The organism is Shewanella marina JCM 15074, assembly GCF_000614975.1.
Taxonomy (GTDB): domain Bacteria; phylum Pseudomonadota; class Gammaproteobacteria; order Enterobacterales; family Shewanellaceae; genus Shewanella; species Shewanella marina.
The window spans coordinates 19,362-30,580 of sequence record NZ_BALM01000040.1 but is presented as its reverse complement, the minus strand read 5'-3'; the positions used below and the strand labels follow the sequence as shown (position 1 = coordinate 30,580).

13 protein-coding genes and 1 pseudogene are annotated in these 11,219 nt (G+C 41.6%); 8 read left to right on the top strand and 6 right to left on the bottom strand.

Features of this window, described 5'->3' with window-relative positions:
• From nrfD to JCM15074_RS24635, 7 genes and pseudogenes are all read left to right on the top strand, one after another.
• Positions 1 to 628 (top strand): NrfD/PsrC family molybdoenzyme membrane anchor subunit (nrfD, locus tag JCM15074_RS19055; RefSeq protein WP_025823385.1); only part of this gene is annotated, 628 nt, incomplete at its 5' end.
• A 119-nt stretch (positions 629 to 747) separates the two neighbouring features.
• The gene (locus tag JCM15074_RS19045) at positions 748 to 1,236 is read left to right on the top strand and encodes a nitrous oxide reductase accessory protein NosL (protein WP_025823383.1); all 489 of its coding nucleotides are present in this window, start codon (positions 748 to 750) and stop codon (positions 1,234 to 1,236) included.
• Positions 1,237 to 1,447: 211 nt separating this feature from the next.
• Complete coding sequence (locus JCM15074_RS19040) at positions 1,448 to 2,734, top strand: winged helix-turn-helix domain-containing protein (protein ID WP_025823381.1); 1,287 nt, start codon at positions 1,448 to 1,450, stop codon at positions 2,732 to 2,734.
• 281 nt (positions 2,735 to 3,015) lie between these two features.
• A complete protein-coding gene (gene hpf, locus JCM15074_RS19035; RefSeq protein WP_025823379.1) occupies positions 3,016 to 3,402 on the top strand; it encodes a ribosome hibernation-promoting factor, HPF/YfiA family in 387 nt (128 codons plus the stop codon).
• Between the two features lie 328 nt (positions 3,403 to 3,730).
• A pseudogene (gene gdhA, locus JCM15074_RS23125) lies at positions 3,731 to 5,073 on the top strand (NADP-specific glutamate dehydrogenase).
• A 117-nt stretch (positions 5,074 to 5,190) separates the two neighbouring features.
• The gene (locus tag JCM15074_RS23120) at positions 5,191 to 6,087 is read left to right on the top strand and encodes a P1 family peptidase (RefSeq protein ID WP_199899835.1); all 897 of its coding nucleotides are present in this window, start codon (positions 5,191 to 5,193) and stop codon (positions 6,085 to 6,087) included.
• Complete coding sequence (locus JCM15074_RS24635) at positions 6,084 to 6,221, top strand: hypothetical protein (protein ID WP_199899834.1); 138 nt, start codon at positions 6,084 to 6,086, stop codon at positions 6,219 to 6,221. Before JCM15074_RS23120 ends, JCM15074_RS24635 begins: the two co-directional genes overlap by 4 nt.
• 100 nt (positions 6,222 to 6,321) lie before the next feature.
• On the opposite strand, the gene JCM15074_RS23115 is transcribed toward JCM15074_RS24635, so the two are convergent.
• From JCM15074_RS23115 to lptM, 6 genes are read right to left on the bottom strand one after another with little or no spacing between them, the layout of a single operon-like run.
• Positions 6,322 to 6,987, bottom strand: coding sequence for an HAD-IA family hydrolase (locus JCM15074_RS23115; RefSeq protein ID WP_234400293.1), 666 nt, complete (start codon positions 6,985 to 6,987; stop codon positions 6,322 to 6,324).
• The gene (gene xerC, locus JCM15074_RS19015; RefSeq protein WP_025823377.1) at positions 6,987 to 7,883 is read right to left on the bottom strand and encodes a tyrosine recombinase XerC; all 897 of its coding nucleotides are present in this window, start codon (positions 7,881 to 7,883) and stop codon (positions 6,987 to 6,989) included. Before xerC ends, JCM15074_RS23115 begins: the two co-directional genes overlap by 1 nt.
• A 13-nt stretch (positions 7,884 to 7,896) precedes the next feature.
• Complete coding sequence (locus JCM15074_RS19010) at positions 7,897 to 8,535, bottom strand: DUF484 family protein (RefSeq protein WP_025823375.1); 639 nt, start codon at positions 8,533 to 8,535, stop codon at positions 7,897 to 7,899.
• Positions 8,535 to 9,362 carry a diaminopimelate epimerase gene (gene dapF / locus JCM15074_RS19005; RefSeq protein WP_025823373.1) on the bottom strand — a complete coding sequence of 276 codons (828 nt, stop codon included), beginning with the start codon at positions 9,360 to 9,362 and terminating at the stop codon, positions 8,535 to 8,537. The genes JCM15074_RS19010 and dapF overlap by 1 nt, the downstream gene beginning before the upstream one ends.
• A gap of 49 nt (positions 9,363 to 9,411) precedes the next feature.
• Positions 9,412 to 10,656, bottom strand: a complete 1,245-nt coding sequence (gene lysA / locus JCM15074_RS19000) for a diaminopimelate decarboxylase (RefSeq protein WP_025823371.1) — start codon at positions 10,654 to 10,656, stop codon at positions 9,412 to 9,414.
• 4 nt (positions 10,657 to 10,660) lie between these two features.
• Positions 10,661 to 10,795 (bottom strand): LPS translocon maturation chaperone LptM, encoded by a 135-nt coding sequence (lptM, locus tag JCM15074_RS24280; RefSeq protein ID WP_444544583.1) that lies wholly within the window; start codon positions 10,793 to 10,795, stop codon positions 10,661 to 10,663.
• Positions 10,796 to 10,874: 79 nt separating this feature from the next.
• On the opposite strand from lptM, the gene cyaY reads away from it, so the two are divergent.
• Entirely contained in the window at positions 10,875 to 11,204 is a 330-nt protein-coding gene (cyaY, locus tag JCM15074_RS18990; protein WP_025823370.1) for an iron donor protein CyaY, read from the top strand.
• Positions 11,205 to 11,219 lie beyond the last annotated feature (15 nt).

Genomic DNA, 11,219 nt, shown 5'->3' with positions numbered 1-11,219 from the left:
GTTAGCCGCTGTCGTTGCGCTATTTGCACTTGAAGATGAAATTCGTGCCATTAAGCAGGTGCAATTTTTAATCCCAGTGATTGAGAAGTTAAGAGCGGTGCGTCGCCCTGTTGAAATTGCAACCTTAGTATTAGCGGTTTCAGTATGTGCTTATACCGGTTTCTTAATTTCAGCGTTAATCCGCTTCCCAATTATCAATACTTCGGTATTACCTGCACTGTTTGTTGCATCAGGTCTTTCTGCGGGTGCTGCTGCAGCCAAAATGCTGGCAGTTGGTATGTTCAAAGAAGATTTACACAGCACAGACATGAAAGTACTTCATGGTGCTGAGTGGCCAATTATGATAGCTGAAGCATTGTTCATTTTCATGATCGCTGCAGCGCTATTTACCGGTAATGCGGGTATGCAATACGCATCACAAGCATTCTACAGCGGCACATGGTCAATCCTGTTCTGGGTTGGTGTTGTTGGTATTGGTTTTGTAACGCCGGTATTGCTTAACTTTGCAACAGGCAAGCGTTTCAGCCATTCAGCTCAAGCATTCTACCTTTCAGGTGCTTGTGCGGTGACTGGCATGATGTGCTTACGTTTATTCATCCTGTACGCAGGTCAGCAGTACGCTATCTAATAGCATACAACTTGACTCAAGTCGTATGCCCCACCGACTTGAGTCAACTGCAATAAAAATTCAGCCTCGTTAATTAAATTAACGAGGCTGAATTCCCACTCAAACTTATTGGTTTTCACATGAAAAAATTAGCTTTTATACTATGTCTATTACCGCTATTTAGCGCTTGTCTTTCGAGTGAAACAAAGCAATCAGAAGCTGCGCCAGTGGCATTACATCAGCATGATAAATGTCATTTATGCGGCATGGTTGTCACCAAATACCCAGGCCCTAAAGGGCAGGTGCATTTAAAGAATAAAGAGACCGTACTGAACTTCTGCTCTAATCGAGATATGTTCAATTTTGCGCTACAAAGCGACAATATTCGTCAAATTGGTCAGGTTTTTGTGCACGATATTGCCAGCACAGATTGGCAACAGCCAGATGATAAACATTTTATTGATGCGACAACAGCTTGGTACGTTTATGGCACCAGTAAGAAAGCGGTAATGGGACCTGCAGTGGCCTCATTTAGCAGCAAAACGGCAGCAGAGAAATTTGCCCAAGAATTTGGTGGTGCAGTACTCACTTACGAACAGATCACTTTAGCCCTACTTAATGGCGAATAAGTGATAACGGATAAGATGGATGTAATAATTCATTTTATCCGTATAAGTCACAGTCAATCACCTAATAATAACGACTTAGTGAGGTAAAGCTCACAGATAAACAATATTTAAAATATTAGATTTGCTTACTAAATCAGTGTTTTATATATTTAGCGCTACATTAATCATATTGCATAAAATATGATCGTAATTGATAAAGTGAGGAATTAAGGTGTTAAAAATTACCCCGTATTTAGACTTGGATACCAAAGCTAAACAGTTGGTGGATCACCTTAATAATACCAGCATTATTTTGACCTTCTCAGAGGCCAAAGTATTAGAATTATTACTCTCCAATCCAGATGCTATTTTCAGTAAAGAACAGTTATTAGAGATTGGTTGGCCTAACCGAGTCGTAGCACTGACGTCACTAACACAATGTGTCAGTACCCTGCGTAAAAAACTGGAACCTTATCCAGAAATTCAATTACAGACCATCGCTCGTCGTGGTTACCATATCCATGTTTCTGATACTGAGCAGATTAATCCATTAACGTTTAGCGAAACAAAGCCACATATTCCATTTTGGCGTAAGAAAATCACTTGGATCATTGCAATCTGTTCGTTAATCATCTTTAGTGCATTGGCAACCACATGGCATTATAGCGATTACCTGATTGCAAAAGAGCACGTAAACCGTTGGCAAGCTGACAAAAATATCGACCTAAACTTAGGCGGTGCTGAAGCTAATTTATGTGTATTTGGTGATAAAAAAGGCAGTCAATCATCGTCACCACAATGGCAGCAACACTTCCTATCAGACATAAAACAAACATCTGATATGGAACACTTTAGTGGCTATGCAGCCACTAATGGTACCAATTACTCTATCGCTATTTGTCCTGAAAAAAATGGCCAAAAAGAGTGTGATGGCAAAAGCTTAATTAATATTACCGCTATCGATAATAAACCCGCCCAATTCAATATGGCTGAGTTTATTAAACTCACCAAAACCATGGAAAAACGAGTTCGTTATAACCAAGTGTTTTTCCCTGATACAGGCGATGAAACAGGCGAAATTACCGAACATAATTATCAAGCAGATATCTATTATCCAGTAGAGAACGAACTGCTGGTACGCGCAGATATTAGCCTGTCGTTAATTTATGACTCAAATAATTCTGGCCAATTTCAAAGTGCCACCTGCGTGACTGACCAAGATTGTTTAACGACACCGATTAAATACACCATTCGCGGTGATTTTAAGCAGTATCGCCAAAAAATCGGTAAATACGATGTTGATGTATTCCAAGTCGCGATTAAGCAAAAAAGCTTAACTAAGCCAGAACAGGTGAGTGAGTCGGCAATGCGCTTTTATCGCGCGATTAGAAAACATGACATTCAAGATAATGTCGTTTATTTCTACCGTATCTATAACGACCAAAAAACAGCGGTTTGGATTTTACCTTTAATGGGAGAAACTATCGCTTGGAGTCATTACAGTTTAGTTAAACTCTAAATAGTTTAAGTTTTAAGGTAGCCAAATACTTTTATTTGGCTACCTCACATACCACTCAATAATTAACATTCAGCCCATCTAATCATTAATGATTAACGCTATACCTTCCCTTAAATTAACTAGAGTTTACACTCATCACAAACTTGCTGATTAATTAATCGATATCGTTATCTTTGTCTCGCTTTTTATAATTACATGATCTAGATCACAATTTAAAACACAAAATAGGCTCATGTTAATTACAGACAAATTAGCAGATAAACTGTAATTAAGGCTTTATTATGAACGTAAAAATTAATAGCAAAGGCGTAGAACTTAACGCAGAACAACGTGATTATTTTGCTAAAAAAATGGAAAAACTCGATAAGTATCAAGTCACTTTTCATAGCCAAGACGTATTCTTCAAAATGGAACCAGCTAAACAGTATCATGCTGAAATTTCAGTAAAAAGTTCTGTAGGTTCACTAGAGGCTTCTGCTGATAATGCCAATATCGGTGAGGCTTTTAATGAAGCTTATGATCGTTTAGAACGTCAACTACTTAAGAAAAAAGAAAAGCCACTAGCACATCGTAGTGATAATAGAGAATTAGAACATGAGTTGCTAAATCGTGAAGAAGAAGCACAAGCAACTGATGAAGCGATTGAAGAAGTTAAACAAACTCTTTAATCACATTTTCAACATCATTCCATTGCATGCTCTTTAATAAAGCCATCTTTTTAGATGGCTTTATTTGCTTTAACAATTAACAAAATAAAAACCATGAAGAAACATAAAATAAACATTTGATTTATTAATTGAATTATCGATAAAAACCATCTATTTTTTTTACACAAACAACAGTGAATCTTAATTAAGATAATTAAATTGAAAAAATAAGTCTTGGCTTTACTGGTCACTAGTTACACTATCAGAAAAGTGCCACTTAAAAGTAGCCGATAACTAGCTTAATCTATTTAAGTACCCAGCAAATTAAACCCATAGGTAGGAGCCATCAATGAGCGCAGTTTTGTCTCTAAATGATTTTTTAACTTCAGTGAATGAAAAAAACCCTCATCAACCTGAATTTATGCAAGCAGTAAAAGAAGTTCTCACCTCAATTTGGCCCTATGTAGAAAAGAATCCACAATATATTACCAGCGGCGTATTAGACCGCTTAGTTGAGCCAGAACGTATTATACAATTTCGCGTATCCTGGGTTGATGATAAAGGGCAAGTGCAAGTTAACCGCGCTTTCCGTATTCAACACAGTTCAGCCATCGGCCCTTATAAAGGTGGCATGCGTTTTCACCCTTCAGTAAACCAATCAGTTTTAAAATTCCTCGCTTTTGAACAAACCTTTAAAAATGCCTTAACGACTCTGCCTATGGGCGGCGGTAAAGGCGGCAGTGATTTTGATCCAAAAGGTAAAAGCGAATTAGAAATCATGCGTTTCTGCCAAGCCTTAATGCTTGAATTACACCGTCATGTTGGTGCCAATACAGACGTACCAGCAGGTGATATTGGTGTCGGTGGCCGCGAAGTTGGTACATGGTTGGCATGATGAAAAAGCTATCAAATAGCGCAGAATGTGTATTTACTGGCAAAGGCTTATCATTTGGTGGCAGCCTGATCCGTCCAGAAGCAACAGGTTATGGCTTACTTTACTTTGTTGAAGCCATGCTAAAGCGCCAAAACTCAAGTTTAGATGGCATGACAGTTACCGTATCAGGTTCAGGCAACGTAGCCCAATATGCCATTGAAAAAGCATTAGAGATGGGTGCTCGAGTGATTACAGCATCAGACTCAAGCGGCGTCGTTTATGACCCACAAGGTTTTACCACTGAAAAACTAGCGTTATTAATGCAAATTAAAAATGAGCAACGCGGCCGTGTTGAAGACTATGCAAAAGCATTAAGCCTAGAATATATTCCGGGTGGTACACCATGGCAGTTTGCTGCTGATGTCGCACTACCTTGCGCAACCCAAAATGAATTAACTCTTGAACACGCTAATATGCTGATCAACAACGGCGTACAAATTGTGGCTGAAGGCGCAAACATGCCATCAACAGCTGAGGCAATTGCAGCATTCCACGAATGTAAGGTGTTATTTGCGCCAGGAAAAGCGGCCAATGCTGGCGGCGTAGCAACGTCAGGCTTAGAGATGAGCCAAAACGCGATGCGCCTAAGTTGGAGTGAACAAGAAGTTGATGCTCGCTTACAAGCCATTATGCAAGATATTCACGCAACATGTGAAAAGTACGGTAACCAAGCCGGTCATGTAAACTACGAACTTGGCGCTAACGTCGCCGGTTTTGTAAAAGTTGCAGACGCGATGATGGCACAAGGTGTTTGCTAATCTAATAGCATAACGGCCTTAATATGTGATCAAAAGGGGATCGTCGCATCCCCTTTTTTGTTTTTTAGTGTCAGCCAGTGTATAAGACGAATAAAACACTTAACTCTGGCTGCAAGCATGAATAAACTCACGACATTATTGGTTTCATCCCTCCTCACCTTTAGCTGTATGGCAGACTATCAACCTAGCGATCTGTTTAAGATTAAAGGCTTATCTATTGGCCAAGCCCAAGATAATCAAGGGGTAACAGGCGTTACCGTATTACGTTTTGATCAAGGTGCAACTGCCGGTGTAGATGTACGCGGCGCCGCGCCCGGTACCCGCGAAACCGATCTACTCAAACCTGAAAATTTAGTTGATAAAGTGCATGCCATTGTACTTTCTGGTGGCAGTGCTTTTGGTCTAGACAGCATGTCTGGAGTGATGAACTACCTCGAACAACAAGATATAGGCTTTGATGTTGGTGTAGCGAAAGTACCGATTGTCACAGGCGCTGTATTATTCGATTTAACCATTGGTAGCCCCAAAGCAAGACCTGATGCCGCCATGGGTATGCTTGCAGCTAAAAACGCGTCACGACAGCAATTTATTGAAGGTTCTGTCGGTGCAGGTACAGGGGCCACTATTGGTAAAATAGCAGGCGCTGACCATGTCCTTAAAAGTGGTATTGGCAGTTATGCGATTGAACTTGATGATGGCGTCATCGTCGCTGCAATTGTAGCGGTTAATGCTTGGGGTGATGTGATCAAAGGCGATCATGTGTATGCGGGTATTCGTAATGCCAACAATAACGGTTTTATTTCAGGTAAAGACTTGTTATTACAAGGCAAAAAAGGCAATGGCTTTGCTGGCCGTAACACCACTATTGGTGCCATTGTCACTAACGCGACATTAACTAAATCACAAGCCCTTAAAATTGCCCAAATGGGACATGACGGTTTTGCCAGAGCCATCAGCCCAGTACATTCCATGTATGACGGCGATACCTATTTGCCGCAGGCACGGGTGAAGTGAACGCCCCAGACTTAAATACCCTTGGCGTAGCGGCCGCTGAAGCGGTACAACAAGCCATTTACCGCGCCGTAGACAGTGCCACCAGCCTAGGCGGCATTCCTGCAAGAAAAGATATTGTTGCTCAGGCTAATTAATTTTAAGCAACCGCAAAAACAACAAAGCCCTGTCGATGCAGGGCTTTGTACTAAGAGTAAGGCTAAAGTAGCTGTAATAATTCAGATAAATGGCTAATCTCTAACTGAGGTAACTGGCCTTCACCTTTAGCATGTTTATCAGGGTTATACCACACGGCTTGGCAGCCACATGACGTGCACCTTGTACATCGCTATTCCAGTTATCTCCTACATGTAAAAGCTCATTAGGCGCAATATCAAGTTGGCTAATCGCTAACTCAAACATATCACGATGCGGCTTCATTCTCAGACCTTGCCCTGCTTGATGAACAAACAAGAATGATTCGCTTAGGCCAATTTGTTGCCAATCAACATTACCGTTGGTTAAGCCTATCAAGGTGTATTTTTGTGCCAATTTAGCCAAAATATCGAGCACATCATCGGTCACTCTAAAATAACTGCGATAATGTAGAAACAGCGCTAACCCATCTTGGGCTGCGGTTTCAGCCACCATATCGCTATAACCTAATTGCAGTAAACCTTGTTTAAGCATGGCTAAACGCGCAGCACTTGGGTCATCACGCAGCTCTGGATGCTCTACCATCAATTGGTGCTTCACTTTACGCCAATCATCTGTTTGCCAGCGCTGTGACTCGCTATAGCTCAAATGCAAAAAATGTAATAATTTCTCTTCTGCATTAGCAATAATGGGGTGGTTGTTATAAAGGGTGTCGTCTAAATCAAAACTAATGACTTTTACTGGTTGTAGCCGTAAATAGCTATACATCAAGATTTATCCTTCTTCGCCCGCGGGTGGGCACCATCATATACATTAGCTAAATGTTGAAAATCCAAACTGGTATAAATTTGGGTCGTCGACAAATTAGCATGTCCTAGTAATTCTTGCACAGCCCTTAAATCTCCGCTCGATTCCAACATATGTGTGGCAAACGAGTGGCGTAATTTATGTGGGTGTACTCGCACATCAATCCCTTGTTGTTGTCCGTGCTTATTGATACGGACTTGAATACTACGATGGGATAATCGGTTACCTTTTAAGGTAGTAAAAATAGCATCGTCATTACAGTTTATCTGCTGGCGACACTTTAGCCAATCATCTAACGCGCTTAGTGCCATACGTCCTATTGGAACTAAACGTTGTTTATCTCCTTTTCCCGTCACTTTAACTTGATGATCATTTTTATCAATATCAGTTAAATTAAGCGCGGCTAACTCTGCCAAACGTAAACCACTTGAATAGAACAGTTCCATTATCGCTTTATCGCGTAATATTAAAGGCTCGTTACCTTCAAGTTCCATTAGATGCGATAACGCATCACTGTCGATATTTTTAGGCAGCGGTTTATTTTGTTTGGGGGCCCGCAAGGTTTTTGCAGGATTAGTACTGATCAGATTGCGCCTCAGTAAAAATTCACCGAATTGCTTTAATGCCGATAGTGATAATGACAATGATCGCGGACTTAATCCTTGCCGATGCAACTTGGCAATCACCGCCTGCAATCGATCGCGATCAACTGTAAGCCAGTCAGTCGCTTCTGGCAGTAACTTATTTATTCTGATCAACTCAGCTCGATAGTTACGTAATGTACAAGCTGACAACTGCTTTTCAACACTGAGATATTGACTAAACTGCTGTAAATAATCGTCAAATGTTGTTGTCATTAAACGGCCTTAATTAAAACGTTGGAAGTAGATAATCAATAACTTGCTTAAGTTGCTCAAGCAATAAGCTATCCATATCTGGATCAAAATGAGTAATGCTATGACTCGCAATCGCGAGAATAAATGGTCGTTCCGCTCGATTTTTTAACTTAATTAATGCAACGGAGCCCACTTCAGCAGCAAATAGACGCCGAGATTCAGCTTGGGTGACACGGCCAAAATAATAATGATTCTGTAACCGTTTACGACACAGCTCAGTTAACACTGAATCACCCTTATCTACAGCCACCAGCTCCACATGACTAAACTGATATTGTGCTTTTAAGCGGCTGGCAAGTAACTGCTTTAATGCATGCTCGCTACTGCACTGTAATAGATCTAATGCCAACTGATTATTAAATCTATAGATTTTTTCGTTAGTTGCTGCCACGCTCATTAAGCTGGTGATCTCCTCCTCCAGCTGCGCCACTTTTTGCACTAATAATTGTTGGCGGCGCTCAACCAGAGATACCACGCCTCGAGCAGGATCGGCCAACTTAAGTTGCTGAACCAGCATCGGATAACGCGCAAAAAAATCTGGGTTATCCTGCAAATACTCAACGATCAGCAACTCATCAAACGGCAAGTTGCGATCGAGTTGATCATCACTCATCATAAATAGATCTGCCCATCAAATACGTGTTCAGCAGGCCCTGTCATCCACAATGGTTTGCCCTCACCTTCCCAGTAAATCGACAAACTGCCACCGGGCAGATCCACAGTAACGCGTTGATCAAGCTTACCTTGAACTTGCCCCACCACCACGGCTGCACATGCACCACTGCCACAAGCTAAAGTCTCAGCGGCGCCGCGCTCGTATACACGCAATTTAATATGATCGCGTTCAAGCACCTGCATAAAGCCAACGTTAACCCCTTTCGGAAAACGCTCATGCTTGGTCAATTGCGCCCCATATTGCGCCACATCATAGTTGGCCACATCGTCCACGGTGATCACACAGTGAGGATTGCCCATCGACACTGCGCCACAAAGGAATGTCTGCATCGGCGTTTGTAAAAAATATAACTTCTCGAACTTTTTGGCGCGAAATGGGATCCTACTCGGTTCAAGTACAGGAATGCCCATATTGACGGTGATCTGACCATCATGTTCCAGTCTTAAGGTCATCTTGCCTGATGAGGTACTGACCCTAATTTTTTGTTTATTGGTTAAACCTTTATTACGCACAAACCGCGCAAAACAGCGGGCACCATTGCCACATTGTTCAACTTCACTGCCATCGGCATTAAAAATACGATAATGAAAATCTAAATCAGGATCATAAGGAGGCTCAACCAACAATAATTGATCAAACCCTACCCCAAAATTGCGATCCGATAAGCGGCGGATCTGCTCCGGCGACAGAAACACATTTTGTGTTACACCATCGACCACCATGAAATCGTTACCGAGTCCATGCATTTTAGTAAACTGGATCAAATAGGGCTTCCTTAACTTCTGTTCTGTCACGGCAATATAAAACTCTAGTTTACGGCAGGATCTGTTCCCCTTGCCATAGCTGCGTCACGTTTTCTCGTTGTCTCACCAAATAATCTTGTTCACCATCCACCATCACCTCTGCAGCTCGTGGACGAGAGTTATAGTTAGATGACATAGCAAAACCATAAGCGCCCGATGAGCGAACCGCGAGATAATCACCACTACTGACATTAAGCTCGCGATCTTTACCTAGAAAATCACCGGTTTCACATATAGGCCCCACCACATCAAGCAGACGACTTGGTGCTTCGGTGATGCTAAGCGGAATAATTTGCTGCCATGCACTGTAGAGTGATGGTCTGATTAAATCGTTCATTGCGCCGTCTACAATCACAAATTCTTTGTCGCTGTTTTTCTTTTCAAACAGCACTTGAGTGACAAAGATACCTGCGTTAGCGGCAATCGCGCGACCAGGTTCAAATACGAGGGTTAAATCTCGATCGGCTAGTTTTTCCAGTAATGCCGCAGCATAAACATTAGGATGTGGCGGCTGCTCGCCGTCATAAATCACGCCTAAACCACCGCCTACATCTAAGTGGTGCAGTTTGATACCTTGTATCGCTAAACGATCAATCAGACCGAGTAATCGATCCATCGCATCTAAAAAAGGCTGCATTTCAGTCAATTGCGAACCAATATGACAATCTACGCCTTTAATTTGCAATGAGCTACATTGCGCCGCTTTAAGGTAAATTTGTTCGGCTAACTCCATCTCAATACCAAACTTATTTTGCTTTAAGCCGGTTGAGATATAAGGGTGAGTTTTGGCATCAACATCAGGGTTAACACGCACTGAGATAGGTGCAACTTTGCCTAAGTCTTTGGCCACTTGTGCAAGCTGTTCAAGCTCTGCAACGGATTCAACATTAAAGCAGTAAATCCCTAAATTCAGTGCTTGTTGCATTTCAGCAACCGTTTTTCCGACACCTGAAAATACAATTTTAGCGGGATCGCCACCAGCCTCTACCACACGTGCTAATTCACCCCCTGATACGATATCAAAACCACTGCCTAAACGTGCCAGCACATTAAGTACCGCCAAGTTAGCATTAGCCTTAACGGCATAACAGATTAAATGAGGATGCTCTGCTACTGCAGAATTAAACGCATGCCAATGACGCTCAAGCGTCGCACGTGAATAAACATAAAGCGGGGTACCATATGTCGCGGCTAACGTACGGACTTGGCAGTCTTCAGCATACAGCTCGTTATCGCGGTAGAGAAAATAATCCAAAGTGCTATTCCTTTATACTCTGACTCTGATTTTGATGTTGTTGATTATCCTGCTTAACAGGTGTTTTATATAATGGTCCTTTTTGACCGCAACCAGCTAAACATAAGCTCACAATAAATAACATTAAAAACGATTTCATTTTTATCAACATCTGTGTATATCATGGGTGATGTACTTATAATCGCATTCATCAACACGAAAGCAAAGGATAGAAATGCATGGCTATGACAGATTCTGAATTTCACCAACTAGCCGATGAGATTTTTTCACAAATTGAAAACGCAGTAGAGTATGCAATTGACGAGCAAGATGCTGATGTCGATGTCGACGCGAGTGGCGGAGTATTACAAATTGAGTTTGCTGATGGCTCTAAAATTGTCATCAATAAACAAGAGCCACTACATCAAATTTGGCTAGCAACCCGCTTTGGTGGTTATCACTACAATTATGTTGATGGCCAATGGATTGATGACCGCAGTGGTGAGCAATTCAATCAGGTAGTACAAAATGCTATCACTAAACAAAGTGGTTTAATCATTAAGTTTTAAAATCATTCGCCAGTA

What these genes read in the sequence shown, in the direction of transcription:
- JCM15074_RS19045 (WP_025823383.1), top strand. Translation starts at nt 748, where the DNA reads ATGAAAAAATTAGCTTTTATACTATGTCTATTACCGCTATTTAGCGCT.
- hpf (WP_025823379.1), top strand. Translation starts at nt 3,016, where the DNA reads ATGAACGTAAAAATTAATAGCAAAGGCGTAGAACTTAACGCAGAACAA.
- JCM15074_RS23120 (WP_199899835.1), top strand. Translation starts at nt 5,191, where the DNA reads ATGAATAAACTCACGACATTATTGGTTTCATCCCTCCTCACCTTTAGC.
- JCM15074_RS23115 (WP_234400293.1), bottom strand. Translation starts at nt 6,987, where the DNA reads ATGTATAGCTATTTACGGCTACAACCAGTAAAAGTCATTAGTTTTGAT.
- xerC (WP_025823377.1), bottom strand. Translation starts at nt 7,883, where the DNA reads ATGACAACAACATTTGACGATTATTTACAGCAGTTTAGTCAATATCTC.
- JCM15074_RS19010 (WP_025823375.1), bottom strand. Translation starts at nt 8,535, where the DNA reads ATGAGTGATGATCAACTCGATCGCAACTTGCCGTTTGATGAGTTGCTG.
- lptM (WP_444544583.1), bottom strand. Translation starts at nt 10,795, where the DNA reads ATGAAATCGTTTTTAATGTTATTTATTGTGAGCTTATGTTTAGCTGGT.
- cyaY (WP_025823370.1), top strand. Translation starts at nt 10,875, where the DNA reads ATGGCTATGACAGATTCTGAATTTCACCAACTAGCCGATGAGATTTTT.